Consider the following 13303-nt stretch of genomic DNA (forward strand, 5'->3'; position numbering starts at 1 on the left):
GGCGGGTGGCATGATCGGCGGGTGCTGCTGACGATCACGACCACCGCGAGGCCCGCGACCGACCTGGGCCGGCTGCTGCGCAAGCACCCCGACCGGGTGCAGTCGTTCGAGCAGACCTTCGGGACCGCGTGGGTGTGCTATCCGGAGGCGGGCGAGGAGCGGTGCACGGCCGCGCTCCTGCTCGAAGTGGACGCCGCGCGCCTGGCGCGGTCGCACGCGCGCGCCTCGGGCGACGCGACCCTCAAGCAGTACGTGAACGACCGGCCCTACGCGGCCTCGTCGCTGCTGGCCGTGGCGCTCGGGAAGGTCTTCTCCACCGCCCGGACCGGCGTCAGCGAGGAGCGGCCCGAGCTGGCCGCCGCCGCGATGCCGCTGGAGATCGCGCTGCCCGCCGTCCCGTGCACGGGCGGGCCGCGGCTCGTGCGGGACCTGTTCGAGCCCCTCGGCTGGGAGGTGCAGGCCGAGGCGGTGCCGCTGCCGGGGTTCGACGCGGACTCGCGGCACGTGAGCGTGCGCCTGCGCGGCGAGGTGCGTCTCTCGGACGCGTTGAGCCACTTGTACGTGCTGCTGCCGGTCCTCGACGACGCGAAGCACTACTGGGTCGACATCGGCGAGGTCGACAAGCTCGTGCGCTCCGGCGGCGAGTGGCTCGCCGCGCACCCGCTGCGCGGCCTCATCGCCGGCCGGTATCTCGCGCACCGGAAGTCGTACGAGCGGGCGGCGTTCGCCCGGCTCGAAGAGGTCGCGGAGGCCGTGGAGTCCGATGCGGACATCGCCGAGGACGCGGACACCGCTGAGCAGTCACTCCCGCTGCACCGCATCAGGATCGGCGCCGTCATGGACGCGCTCGCCGCGTCCGGCGCCGCCTCGGTGCTCGACCTGGGGTGCGGTTCCGGGAAGCTCCTCGCCGCGCTCCTGGACGATCCGCGGTACACCCGGATCACCGGCGCGGACGTCTCGTCCCGCGCGCTCGGCATGGCGGAGCGGGCGCTGCGGCTCGACCGGATGGGCGAGCGGCAGCGTCAGCGCCTCCAGCTCATCCAAGGCTCGGTCGTCTACCGCGACAAGCGGTTCGCCGGGTTCGACGCGGCGGTCCTCATGGAGGTGATCGAGCACCTCGACCCCGGGCGGCTGCCCGCGATGGAGCGGGTCGTGTTCGGCGACGCCCGGCCGCGGACCGTCATCGTGACGACGCCGAACGCCGAGTTCAACGCCCGGTACGGCCTGGGCGCGCACGAGATGCGGCACGCCGACCACCGCTTCGAATGGGAACGGGACCGCTTCGCCGCATGGGCCGAGGGAGTCGCGGCCCGGTACGGCTACCGGGTCCGGATCGAGGGGGTCGGCACCGTCGACCCCGAAGCGGGGAGTCCGACGCAGATGGGAGTGTTCGACCGTGACTGACGCGACCGTGACCGAGCCGCAGACGATCAGCGTCCCCGAACTGTCCCTTGTCGTCCTCATCGGCGTCTCCGGGTCCGGGAAGTCGACGTTCGCCGCGACGCATTTCAAACCCACGCAGGTGATCTCGTCGGACTACTGCCGGGGCCTCGTCGCCGACGACGAGACCGACCAGGCCGCGACGGCCGAGGCGTTCAAGCTGCTCCACCACATCGTGGGGACGCGGCTGCGGCTCGGGCTGCTCACCGTCGTGGACGCCACGAACGTGCAGGAGCGCGCCCGAACCGAACTGGTCGAGCTGGCGCGGTCGCACCACGTCCTCGTGGACGCGATCGTCCTCGACGTCGAGCCGTCGGTGGCCGTGGAGCGCAACGCCGCCCGGCCGGACCGGGACTTCGGCGAGTCCGTCGTGCGCCGCCACCACCGCGACCTCAAGCGCAGCCTCAAGCACCTGAAGAAGGAGGGGTTCCGGCGCGTCCACCACCTCGCCGGGGCCGAGGCCGTCGCCGCCGCGCGGGTCGTCACCGAGAAGTCCTGGAACGACCGCAAGGAGGAGACCGGCCCGTTCGACCTGATCGGCGACGTGCACGGCTGCCGCGCCGAACTCGAAGCGCTGCTTGGGGACCTGGGCTGGACGATCGAGCGCGACGGGCAGGGCCGTGCCGTGGGCGCCGCGCACCCGGAGGGCCGCAAGGCGGTGTTCGTGGGCGACCTGGTCGACCGCGGGCCCGACACGCCGGGTGTGCTGCGCCTGGTCATGGGCATGGTGAAGGCCGGGACGGCGCTGTGCGTGCAGGGCAACCACGAGCACAAGCTCGTGCGGGCCCTGAACGGCCGCAAGGTGAAGGCGACGCACGGCCTGGCCGAGTCCCTCGAACAGCTCGGCGCCGAGGACGAGGCGTTCCGCGAGGAGGCCCGCGCCTTCATGGACGGGCTGCGGGCGCACCTGCTGCTCGACGGCGGGAGCCTCGTCGTCGCGCACGCGGGTCTGAAAGAGGAGTTCCACGGCCGCGCCTCGGGGGCGGTGCGCTCGTTCGCGCTGTACGGCGACACCACCGGGGAGACCGACGAGTACGGGCTGCCGGTGCGCCTGCCGTGGGCCGAGGAGTACCGCGGCGCGGCCGCGGTCGTCTACGGCCACACCCCCACCGTCGATCCCCAGTGGATCAACAACACGATCTGCCTCGACACCGGCTGCTGCTTCGGCGGGAAGCTCACCGCGCTGCGCTACCCCGAGCGCGAACTGGTCGCCGTCGACGCCGAGCGCGAGTGGTACGAGCCCGTCCGGCCCCTCGCCCCCGTTGCGGCCGAACGGGATGCGGCGACGCTCGACATCACCGACGTGGCCGGCGACCGGCACCTGGAGACCGGGCTCGTGGGCACGGTGAAGGTGCGGGCCGAGAACGCGGCGGCGGCACTGGAGGTCATGAGCCGCTTCGCGGACGACCCGCGGCGCCTGCTGTACCTGCCGCCGACCATGGCGCCCGTCGACGCCTCCGACACGGACGGCTACCTGGAGCACCCGGCGCAGGCGTTCGCGCAGTACCGCGGGCGCGCCGAGCGGGTGGTGTGCCAGGAGAAGCACATGGGGTCGCGGGCCGTCGCGCTCGTGTGCCGCGACCCTGAGACCGCGAAGCGGCGCTTCGGCCTCGACGCGGCGCCGTGGGGCGCGCTCCTGACGCGGACCGGCCGGGCGTTCTTCGAGGACGAGGCGCTCACGACCGGCGTGCTCGACCGCGTCGCGGCCGCCGCTGCCGCGGCGGGTCTGTGGGAGCGGCTCGACACCGACTGGATGCTCCTCGACTGCGAGCTGCTCCCCTGGTCGGCGAAGGCCCGGGACCTCATCGAGGACCAGTTCGCGGGCGTCGCGGCCGCGGGCCTCGCCGCGCTCCCGGCCGCTGCGGCGGTGCTGGAGGCCGCGGCGGCGCGGGGACTGGACGTGGCCGGCCTCGCCGCGCGGACCGATTCGCGGCGTTCCAATATGGAGGCGTTCGCGGAGGTGTACCAGCGGTACTGCTGGCCCACTGAGGGTCTCGACGGGGTGCGGCTCGCGCCGTTCCAGGTCCTCGCCACGGAGGGCCGCAACCGCGCCGACCACCGGCACGACCGGCACCTGGAGTGGATCGACGCGCTCACCGCCGCCGACGGCTCGGGGCTGCTGCTGGAGACGCGGCGGCGGTTCGTCGCACTCGGCACCGCCGACGAGGACGAGGCGACCCGGTGGTGGATCGACCTGTGCGCCGACGGCGGTGAAGGCATGGTCGTCAAGCCGGTCCTGGAGGACCGCCCGAAACTGCAACCGGGCCTGAAGGTCCGCGGCCGGGAGTACCTGCGGATCATCTACGGCGCCGACTACACCGAGCCCGAGCGGCTCGTCGCGCTGCGCCAGCGCCGCTTGCAGCACAAGCGGTCCCAGGCGCTGCGCGAGTACGCCCTCGGCGTCGAGGCGCTCGACCTGACCGCCGAGAACGCTCCACTGTGGCAGATCCACCAGTACGTGTTCGCGGTGCTGGCCCTGGAATCCGAGCCGGTGGACCCGCGGCTGTGAACGGAGACGACATGACCGCCGGTCTTGACGCTGTTGCTCGCGCCAACGAGATCCTGCGGACTGAGGCGGGCTCGGGCGTCCACGGGCTCGCCATCGCCGGGGTCAGCGACCATGACGAGAACGGCGTGTTCATCGAGCCCGCCGAGCACGTCATGGGCCTGGCCGGGCCCCTGGACCACTACACGCGGCGCGACCGCCCCGAGGGCCACCGGTCCCAGGCCGGGGACCGCGAATGCACCCTGTACTCGCTGCGGAAGTTCCTGCGCCTCGCCGTCGCGGGCAACCCGAACCTGCTGCTGGTCCTCTACGCGCCCAAGGAGTCCGTGTTCCGCTCGACGCCACTCGGCGACGAGCTGCGCGCCCTCGGCCCGGCGTTCCTCTCCCAGCAGGCGGCGCGCCGGACCGTCGGGTACCTCGACGGCCAGGTCGCGATGCTCCTGGGCCGCGGCCGTCAGAAGGACATGCCGAAGCGGCCCGAACTCGTCGCGGCCCACGGCTACGACACGAAGTTCGCGTCCCACGCCCTCCGGCTCGGCCTCCAGGGCCTGGAGATGACCGAGCACGCCCGCCTGACCCTGCCGATGCCCGCTGAGCAGCGCGAGCGCGTGCTCGCCGTCAAGTCCGGGGCCGTCCCCGACCTCGACGCCGTGCTCGCGGAGATCGCCGCGGTCCGCGACCGCATCGAATCGCTCCTCGACGCCGGAACGACGCCGCTCCCCGCCGAGCCGGACACGGACCGCATCTCGGCGTGGTCGGTCGAGGCGCACCTGCGGCACTGGGCCGCTACCGCTCCCAGAGGGGATCGCCGTTGACCACCGCGAGCGCGAGCAGCGCATCCGCGGTCTCCTCCTTCGTCATGCCCGCGTTGTCGATCGCGCCCCCGCCGGTGACCACGACGTGCCCGCTCCTCGCGGTGAACCAGTAGTCGCTGAACGCTTCCGAATCCGCGTCGGCGAGCGCGTACGACGCCTGGTCCCACTCCGGCGACGGGTGCTCCTCCCCCTGCGCCCGGTCGGCGTACGCGTCGGCGGCGCTCTCCTCGAAGAGGTAGACGCTGAAGGTGACGTTCACGAAGTCGGCGTCGTCGATCCAGAAGAAGCACTCGACCGCGCTCGCGACCTCGCGCAGCGAGTCCGCGTCGGGGTCCCCGTTGTCGTAGACCGCGACCGCGGTGTCGAGCGCGTCGGTGTACACCTCGGCCTCGGTCCGCTCGAAGCCCGTCATCGCCGGGAACGCCTCAAGGACCTGCGCTTCTGTCGGGCACACGTCGGCGGTCGGGTGGAACTCGTACGGCAGCGCCTCCGCGTACTCGGCGGCGCTCGCGCCTGGCATCTCCGATTCCCAAGGGGCGGGCGGGCCCTGGCATCCCGCGGCGGCCAGCAGCCCGAGAACCCCTGCGATCAACACGAATCGGCGCACGATCCACCATATCCGGCGCCGTCAATCCCCTAGACTTGACGGCCGTGAGCGACGAGCTGTTCCCAAGGAGCCGGACCGAGGTGGCGCCCGGCGCCGTCCTCGTGCCCGACTGGCTCGACGCCGACGGCCAGCGAGACCTCGTCGCCGCCTGCCGCGAGTGGGCCCGGAACCCGGCGGGCATGCGCACGGTCCGCACGCCGGGCGGCGGCACGATGACCGCGAAGCAGGTGTGCCTCGGTTGGCACTGGCGGCCGTACGCGTACTCGAAGACCACCGACGACGGCGCCCCCGTCAAACCGTTCCCGCCCGAACTCGGCGACCTCGCCCGCGGGGCGCTCGCCGCCGCGTACGGCGAGGCGCCGCCCGCGGTGTACGACATGGCGCTGGTGAACTTCTACGACGCCGACGCGCACATGGGCATGCACCAGGACCGGGAGGAGCGCTCGGACGCGCCGGTGGTCTCGGTGAGCCTGGGCGACACGTGCGTCTTCCGGTTCGGCAACACCGAGACGCGCTCGCGGCCGTACACCGACCTGGAGCTGCGCAGCGGCGACCTGTTCGTCTTCGGCGGGCCCTCGCGCCTGGCGTTCCACGGCGTCCCGCGCATCCTCCCGGGCACCGCCCCGGCCGGGCTCGGTCTGACCGGGCGGCTGAACCTGACGCTGCGCGCGAGCGGGCTCGGGTGACGGTAAAGGTCACGTCCTTTTCCGTTTGTCACGCGCGGTCGGCGCGGTCATCATGGACCGATGCCCGTCCGCCATGTTCTGCTCGCCGTGGCCGTCGCCGTGATGTGGGGTCTCAACTTCATCGCCATCGACGCCTCGCTCCAGCACTTCCCGCCGATGTTCCTCGTCGCGCTCCGGTTCGCGCTCATCGCGATCCCCACGGTCCTGCTGGTCAAGCGCCCTGATGTGCCGCTGCGCTGGCTGATCGGGTACGGGTTCGGCTTCGGCGTGCTCCAGTTCCTGTTCCTGTACTGGGGCCTGGCCGCGGGGATGCCCACGGGTCTGGCGTCGCTGGTGCTCCAGGCGTCGGGGCCGTTCACGATGCTCCTGGGCGCGACGTTCCTGCGCGAGCGCGTCTCCGGGCCGCAGCTGCTCGGCATCCTCGTCGCGGTCGGAGGCCTCGCGGTGGTCGGCTGGCAGCGGGCCGAGCACGCGAGCGTGATCCCGTTCCTCCTGACGCTCGCGGGCGCGCTCGGCTGGGCGATCGGCAACGTCGCGAACCGGCAGGCGCGGGCCGCGAACCCGCTGCACCTGACGCTGTGGATGTCCGTGGTCCCGCCGCTGCCGATGCTCGCGCTCGCGCTGGTCGTCGAGGGGCCCTCGCGGATCGCGTTCTCGCTCACCGACTACAGCGACCCGGGCGCGCTCGCGGCCGTGCTCGGGCTGCTCTACACCGTGCTCGTCGGCACGGTCGTCGGCTCCGGCCTGTGGACCTGGCTCATGTCCCGCCACCCGGCGGGCGTGGTCGCCCCGTTCTCGATGCTCGTGCCGGTCACCGGCATGACCGCGGCCTGGCTCATCCTCGGCGAGACCGTCACGCTCCCCGAAGCGCTCGGCGGCGTCCTGGTCGTCGGCGGCGTCCTTCTGGGAAGCATCCGCCGCCGCAAGCCCCGGCTCCTGCCACCGGTCGCGGCGCCCGCGGCTGCGCAGGCTTAGACCGGTCCGGCAGCGCTGCAACCGCTCCCGCGGCGGGCGGCGTCTTCCACCCATGAAACGAAGAACAACATCATGGGCCCGCGCGGCCGGATCGATCGGCGGCGCGGCCCTCGTCATGACGGCCTTGGGCTGCAACGGATCGGACGAAGGGTCCGATGACGCGGCGGGCGGCGGGGGCCTCCTCGACGCCGCGCAGCTGATCGAGATCGCCAACGAGAACATCCGCCTCGACATGGAACTGAGCGCCGCCGAGGACCGGATCATCGCCGAATGCCTTGAGGCGCAGGGCTTCACCGTCCACGACATGGTCTATCTGGGCCAGAACGAGCCCTACGAGGTCGACACCGTGGTCTACTCCTATCCCGCCGACCCGTTCCTGCCGACCGTCGACGACGCGGCGCAGTACGGGTTCGGCTGGTGGGCCGACACCGAGGAGATGTGGGAGTCCCAGGAGACCCAGGACTACTACGAGGCGACCAGCGACCTCGGACCCGAGACGCCCGAGTTCGACAATTCCGCGTTCGACGCCCTCTCCGAAGCGGAGCGCCGTGCCTGGCGCGTCGCCTACCAGGGCGAGGAGGCGGTCGAGGCGCTCGAATACGACCCCGAGGCGGGCGGCGAGGACGCCGGCGGCGGCGAAGACGGCGCGCTCGACTTCGGCGGCGGCGGCGAGAGCGGGCCGGAGCCCGGCGGCTGCCAGCTGGAGATGATCGAGCAGCTCTACGACGCTCCATACCAGGTCGAGATCGAAGGGACCGACCAAGTGGACTGGGAGTGGCGCCCGCGGGCGCCGGAGATCGACCTCGAAGCCGCCGGCGCCGAGTACGCCGCCCGGATCGCCGACGCCAACGGCGGCTTCCTCGACTGCATCGACGAGCGCGGCTACCCCGGCTGGGAGTTCAACGACGAAGGCACGCTCGCGATGATCGACTACTCGTCGCTGCTGTACACCGGCGAGACCTACGACGAGGGGGTCCCCGACGGCGAGGACCGCGCCGAGGACACGAACCCGCCTGTGCCCGACCTCCCCGAGGACGTCCCCGACGACTTCGACGGCAAGCGGGCCTACGAGACCGACATGGCCGTGGCCTTCGCCGAATGCGGTGACGAGACCGGCTACCGCGACACCGCGACCTCGACGTACGACCAGGTGGTCGCCGAGCTGTACACGGCGATCGAGACCGACATCTACGCCTGGCAGGGCGAGATCAAGGACTACACCGCCAAGGCCCAGGAGCTGATCTCGGGCTGACCTTCGCCGCTCGGCCCCGTGGTGCGCGGGGGCCGGGCGGACGCGGCGAGGCATCGGAGACGGACACGGGGCGGCGGTTCGCGGGGAACGCGCCGACCCGGATCGGACCGGGATCGCGGAAGAGGCTCGGGCGGCCCGGGCGGACGTAGGATGGCGGCATGCCCGAACGCGAGACACCTGCTCCTGCAAAGCCCTTGCACCACGCCTCCCCCAGCGGCGAGCAGTTCGCCAATGCCGCATCGGTGTTCGCGCTCCTGGCCGACTCGACCCGCCTGCACCTGCTGTGGGTCCTCGCCCAGGACGAGGCCGACGTGTCCGCACTGACCGAGGCCACCGGGGCGGCGCGGCCCGCCGTGAGCCAGCACCTGGCGAAGCTGCGGCTCGCCGGGCTGGTGCAGCCGCGGCGCGAGGGGCGGCGGGCGGTCTACTCGCTCACCGACGGGCACCTGCGCAGGCTCGTCGTCGAGGCCCTGAGCCGCGCGGACCACCAGGTCACCGGGGAGCCCTGGCACCAGTAGGCTCGCACATATGGGCGACGTGTGCGCAAGTGCGCACATGATGGTACGGTCGGAGCATCAGCATCCCCGGACCGAGGACCCGCCGTGCTCTCCGTACTCTGTTCCCGCACCTACCGCCACCTGTTCGCCGCGCAGGTCATCGCCCTGACCGGCACCGGACTCGCGACCGTGGCGCTGAGCCTCCTCGCGTACGACCTCGCCGGGGCGCGGGCGGGCGCGGTCCTCGGGACCGCGCTGGCGGTCAAGATGCTCGCGTACCTCGTCGTCGGCCCGATCGCGACCGCCCTCGCCGAGCGCGTCTCGCGCCAGAAGCTCATGGTGGGCATGGACATCGCACGGGCCGCGGTCGCGCTGGCGCTGCCGTTCACGACCGAGGTGTGGCAGGTGTACGTCCTCGTCCTGGTCCTCCAGTCCGCATCGGCGGCCTTCACTCCCACATTCCAGGCGACGATCCCCGACGTCCTCACCGAGGAGGAGGACTACACGAAGGCGCTGTCGCTCTCGCGCCTCGCCTACGACCTGGAGAGCCTCTTCAGCCCAATGCTCGCCGCGGCCCTGCTGGCGGCCGTCTCCTACAACTGGCTGTTCACGGGCACCGCGATCGGCTTCCTCGCCTCGGCAGTCCTGGTGGTCTCGGTCGCGCTGCCGAAGCTCGCGCCCGCCGCGCACGGCGAAGGCCGGTGGGCCAAGACCACCCGCGGGTTCCGTCTCTACGCCGCAACGCCACGGCTGCGGGGTCTGCTGCTGGCGCACCTGGCCGTGGCCGCCGCGACGGCGATGGTCGTGGTCGACACCGTGGTCCTGGTGCAGGACGTGCTCGGCCGCGGCAACGGCGACGTCGCCATCGCGTTGGGCGCCTTCGGCATCGGCTCGATGACCGCCGCACTCGCCCTGCCGCGGCTGCTGCGGCGAGTCAACGACCGGACCGTCATGGTCCCGGCCGCGTTCACCCTCGCCGCGGGACTGGCGCTCCTGACCGCCGCACTCGGCGGCGGCGTCCTCGGCTGGGCGGGGCTCCTCTCGCTGTGGACGGTCCTCGGTGTCGCGACCGGCGCGATCCTCACCCCGACCGGGCGGATCGTCACCGCCTCCTCCACGCCGACCGGCCGGCCCGCCGCGTTCGCCGCGCAGTTCTCCCTGTCCCACGGCTGGTTCCTCCTCACCTACCCGCTCGCCGGATGGCTTGCCGCGCAGGCGAACACGGGGACGGCCGCAGCCGTCCTCGCCGCGGTGGCGCTCACTGCGGCCGTCGCCGCGCTCCTCGCCTGGCCCTCCCGCGACTCCGCCACGGTCACCGCGGCGCGCGAGACCGAGCAGAAGGTCCTTGCCGCATAGGCGCAATCATCAGACCTCTTTTTTGTTTGGTAAGGCAATCAAACATTGACATGTCTTCCGGGATATATAAGAATGTCCATGTATCAGGCCGGACTCCCACGCGCGGCGGCATCCGCGCGACGGGGTGGGAGCCGCACGGCCGTGCAGGCAGGAAGGAATGGTCAGATGAAAGCAGTCGACAAGAAGGCGGTCTTCGCGCAGATGGTGCTCGCCGTCCTCGTGATCGCCGGACTCCTGGGCTTCGCGACCCCGGCGCAGGCGCAGGTGTACTCCACGTGCGACCGCTGGGGCAGCTACACGCAGGGGTCCTGGACGAACTACAACAACATCTGGGGCGACAACGCCGGGAGTCAGTGCCTCACGGTGAACAGCATCAAGTCCTGGTACGTCGACGCGACGCACACCGGCGGCGGGATCAAGTCCTACCCGAACACCTCGACCAGGCTCCAGACCCCCCTGTCGCAGCTGAACTCGGCGGGCTTCTGGTACAACACCTCTTCGGCGCCGGTGGGCGGCAGCGACCACTGGAACTGGACGAGCGACCTCTGGTCGACGAACAACCAGGACGAGATCATGGTCTTCACCGACTGGTCGGGGAACTCCGCGGGCGGCTGGGGCAGCCAGATCGCGTCCAACGTGACCATCGGCGGCGTCCTCTACGCCTCGGTCTGGCAGGCCGACCCGGGCTGGAACGTCCTCCAGCTCATACCGGCCCAGAAGACGACCACCGGCACCGTCGACGCCTCGGCCGTGTGGCGCTGGGCGGCGGACAACGGCCGACTGCGCAACACCACGTTCGACACGATGCAGTTCGGCCTGGAGATCACCTCGACCAGCGGCGTGCAGAAGCGGTACTCGCTCAACAGCTACAGCGCCTGGTGGAGCAACACCTCCGGCGGCGGATCGAACATCTGATCCGAGCCGTCGCGCCCCGTCCCGGACCCGCGCGGTCCGCGGCGGGGTGCGACCCGTTCGCCGATTCATTCGATCTATTCGATTCGCCAGTCGCGCGATCTCCGAGATTCGGCGCGGAATTCTGGACGTTCTCCCCTTGACGCTTCAGTCGCCACTACGGGATGATCGTAAAGATATGACCTTTGATGCATCGATGAGCGGAACCGAGTTCGCCTGGGACCGGCCCGGGCTGCACCTGCGGTTCGCGTACGACGACGGGCCCGTGCGCCTCGTCCGGCTCGCCGCGGGCCCCGAGGCGGCGTCCGCGGTGGCGCCCTGCCCGATCGTGGAGCTGCACACCGGAGGCCGCAACCGCGAGCACAATACCCAGATCTACGTGCGGTCGGCGACCGGGGTGCGGCTGCGCTACGTCGACCACGAGTCCGACGGGGACGTGCTGCGCGTGCGCCAGCGCGAAGAGGGCCGCGGCATCGAGGTCACGACCGCCTTCCGCGCCGCCGGGCCAGGGCTCCAGATCACGCAGACCGTGCGCAACACCGGCGACCGCGACCTCGTGCTCACCATGCTGACGTCCGCGGTCTTCACGGTCCCCGGCACCGGGTACGACGTGCTGTGGGGCCGCAGCGAGTGGCTCGGGGAAGGGCGCTGGGAGCAGCGGCCGATCGCCGAGCTGCTGCCGGACCTGGCGTTCGCGCAGTTCGGGTACGCCGGCCGCGGGCATTTCGCGGTGACCAGCCACGGGTCGTGGTCGAGCGGCGAGGTGCTGCCCACTGGCGTGCTCGCCTCGGAGCACGGGACATCGGTCGCGTGGCAAGTGGAGACGAGCGCGGGGTGGCACTGGGAGCTGTCGCGCGGGGCGGACTCGGTGACCGTGGGGGTCCTCGGGCCGACCGACCTGGAGCACCAGTTCGCCGAGCGGCTGGCGCCGGGCGCGGAGTTCACGAGCGTGCCCGCGGGGGTGGCCGTGGCCGACGGCGGCCGGGACGCGGCGTTCGCGGCGCTGACCGGGTACCGGCGGGCGATCCGGGTGCCGCGCACGGCGGACACGCGGCTGCCGGTCGTCTACAACGACTACATGAACACGCTCATGGGCGATCCGTCCACAGAGAAGCTGCTGCCGCTCATCGAGGCCGCGGCGGCCGCGGGCGCGGAGTACTTCTGCATCGACGCGGGCTGGTTCTCGGCGCCCGGGGAGGGCTGGTGGTCCGGCGCGGGCGAGTGGCGCGAGGGCGCCGGCCGGTTCACGGACGGGCTGCTGGCGGTGACCGACGCGATCCGCCGCGCGGGGATGCGGCCGGGCCTGTGGCTGGAGCCGGAGGGCGTGGGCGTCGATTCGCCGGTCGCGGCGACGCTGCCGGACGAGGCGCTGTTCTGCCGGTACGGCGAGCGCGTCGTCGAGGGGAACCACTTCCAGCTGGACCTGCGGCACCCTGCGGCGCGCGCGCTGCTGGACGAGACCGTGGACCGGCTCGTCGACGAGTTCGGGATCGGGTTCTTCAAGCTCGACTACAACGTCAACATCGGCGCCGGGACTGACGTCGGCGCGGCCGCGCCGGGCGCGGGGCTGCTGGGGCACACGCGGGCGCTGCGGGACTGGATCCTCGCGGTGCAGGAGCGGCATCCGCGGCTGCTGATCGAGAGCTGCTCGTCGGGCGGCATGCGCATGGACCACCACCTGCTGTCGGCCGTCCATCTCCAGTCCACGAGCGACCAGCAGGACTACCGGCGGTACGCGACGATCGCCGCGGCGGCGCCCGCGAGCGTCCTGCCCGAGCAGGCCGGGAACTGGGCGTATCCCGACGCGGGCATGACGCCCGAGGCGACCGCGTTCGCGATGACCGCGGGCGTCATGGGCCGCATGTACCTCTCGGGGTTCCTGCACGAGCTCGGCGACGAGCAGTCCGCGCTGGTCCGCGAAGCGGTTGCGCTGCACCGGGACCGGCGCTCACGGCTCGCGGTCTCCCGCCCGGCGTGGCCGCTGGGGCTCCCCGGGTGGGACGACGAGGTGATCGCGCTGCTCCTTGAGGCCGATGCGGGGTCGCTGCTGGCGGTCTGGTCGCGCGGCGACGCCGCCGAGATCGCACTGCCCGAGCTGCGGGGGCGCGCGGTGCGGCAGGTCTACCCCGCGTCGCTGCCGGAGTGGAAGTGGACGGACCGGGACGGCGTGCCCGTGCTCGACGTCCCGCCGGGCCCGAGCGCCCGGATCTTCGAAGTCGCCCCTCACTGAACAACACCCAGATCACTTGACGACTAA

11 protein-coding genes are annotated in these 13303 nt (G+C 72.1%); 10 read left to right on the forward strand and 1 reads right to left on the reverse strand.

What is annotated here, in order from left to right; genetic code table 11:
• Window positions 1–21: 21 nt before the first annotated feature.
• From B0I28_RS23430 to B0I28_RS23440, 3 genes are read left to right on the forward strand one after another with little or no spacing between them, the layout of a single operon-like run.
• The gene (locus B0I28_RS23430; RefSeq protein ID WP_106366290.1) at window positions 22–1404 is read left to right on the forward strand and encodes a 3' terminal RNA ribose 2'-O-methyltransferase Hen1; all 1383 of its coding nucleotides are present in this window, start codon (window positions 22–24) and stop codon (window positions 1402–1404) included.
• Window positions 1397–3949 (forward strand): polynucleotide kinase-phosphatase, encoded by a 2553-nt coding sequence (locus tag B0I28_RS23435; protein WP_245889083.1) that lies wholly within the window; start codon window positions 1397–1399, stop codon window positions 3947–3949. The genes B0I28_RS23430 and B0I28_RS23435 overlap by 8 nt, the downstream gene beginning before the upstream one ends.
• A gap of 11 nt (window positions 3950–3960) precedes the next feature.
• Window positions 3961–4761 (forward strand): nucleotidyltransferase domain-containing protein, encoded by an 801-nt coding sequence (locus B0I28_RS23440; protein ID WP_106366291.1) that lies wholly within the window; start codon window positions 3961–3963, stop codon window positions 4759–4761.
• On the opposite strand, the gene B0I28_RS23445 is transcribed toward B0I28_RS23440, so the two are convergent.
• Window positions 4733–5281 (reverse strand): hypothetical protein, encoded by a 549-nt coding sequence (locus tag B0I28_RS23445; RefSeq protein WP_106366292.1) that lies wholly within the window; start codon window positions 5279–5281, stop codon window positions 4733–4735. The genes B0I28_RS23440 and B0I28_RS23445 overlap by 29 nt on opposite strands.
• A 131-nt stretch (window positions 5282–5412) precedes the next feature.
• On the opposite strand from B0I28_RS23445, the gene B0I28_RS23450 reads away from it, so the two are divergent.
• From B0I28_RS23450 to B0I28_RS23480, 7 genes are all read left to right on the forward strand, one after another.
• Entirely contained in the window at window positions 5413–6054 is a 642-nt protein-coding gene (locus tag B0I28_RS23450) for an alpha-ketoglutarate-dependent dioxygenase AlkB family protein (protein ID WP_106366341.1), read from the forward strand.
• Between the two features lie 60 nt (window positions 6055–6114).
• On the forward strand, window positions 6115–7029 hold the full coding sequence (locus B0I28_RS23455; RefSeq protein WP_106366293.1) for an EamA family transporter: 915 nt from the start codon (window positions 6115–6117) through the stop codon (window positions 7027–7029).
• A 52-nt stretch (window positions 7030–7081) separates the two neighbouring features.
• A complete protein-coding gene (locus B0I28_RS23460; protein ID WP_146148212.1) occupies window positions 7082–8281 on the forward strand; it encodes a hypothetical protein in 1200 nt (399 codons plus the stop codon).
• 158 nt (window positions 8282–8439) lie between these two features.
• Window positions 8440–8799 (forward strand): ArsR/SmtB family transcription factor, encoded by a 360-nt coding sequence (locus B0I28_RS23465; RefSeq protein ID WP_106366295.1) that lies wholly within the window; start codon window positions 8440–8442, stop codon window positions 8797–8799.
• A gap of 84 nt (window positions 8800–8883) precedes the next feature.
• Window positions 8884–10134, forward strand: coding sequence for an MFS transporter (locus B0I28_RS23470; RefSeq protein ID WP_106366296.1), 1251 nt, complete (start codon window positions 8884–8886; stop codon window positions 10132–10134).
• A gap of 165 nt (window positions 10135–10299) precedes the next feature.
• Entirely contained in the window at window positions 10300–11049 is a 750-nt protein-coding gene (locus tag B0I28_RS23475; RefSeq protein WP_106366297.1) for a glycoside hydrolase family 12 protein, read from the forward strand.
• Between the two features lie 193 nt (window positions 11050–11242).
• Window positions 11243–13276: a glycoside hydrolase family 36 protein gene (locus B0I28_RS23480; RefSeq protein ID WP_106366298.1), complete on the forward strand. Its 2034-nt coding sequence runs from the start codon at window positions 11243–11245 to the stop codon at window positions 13274–13276.
• Window positions 13277–13303: the final 27 nt, after the last annotated feature.

Source organism: Glycomyces artemisiae, from assembly GCF_003002955.1.
Classification (GTDB): Bacteria; Actinomycetota; Actinomycetes; order Mycobacteriales; family Micromonosporaceae; genus Glycomyces; species Glycomyces artemisiae.

Excerpts from the sequence above, each read along its gene's own strand:
- B0I28_RS23455 (WP_106366293.1), top strand. The coding sequence starts at position 6,115 with ATGCCCGTCCGCCATGTTCTGCTCGCCGTGGCCGTCGCCGTGATGTGG.
- B0I28_RS23440 (WP_106366291.1), top strand. The coding sequence starts at position 3,961 with ATGACCGCCGGTCTTGACGCTGTTGCTCGCGCCAACGAGATCCTGCGG.
- B0I28_RS23475 (WP_106366297.1), top strand. The coding sequence starts at position 10,300 with ATGAAAGCAGTCGACAAGAAGGCGGTCTTCGCGCAGATGGTGCTCGCC.
- B0I28_RS23480 (WP_106366298.1), top strand. The coding sequence starts at position 11,243 with ATGAGCGGAACCGAGTTCGCCTGGGACCGGCCCGGGCTGCACCTGCGG.
- B0I28_RS23460 (WP_146148212.1), top strand. The coding sequence starts at position 7,082 with ATGAAACGAAGAACAACATCATGGGCCCGCGCGGCCGGATCGATCGGC.
- B0I28_RS23465 (WP_106366295.1), top strand. The coding sequence starts at position 8,440 with ATGCCCGAACGCGAGACACCTGCTCCTGCAAAGCCCTTGCACCACGCC.
- B0I28_RS23445 (WP_106366292.1), bottom strand. The coding sequence starts at position 5,281 with ATGCCAGGCGCGAGCGCCGCCGAGTACGCGGAGGCGCTGCCGTACGAG.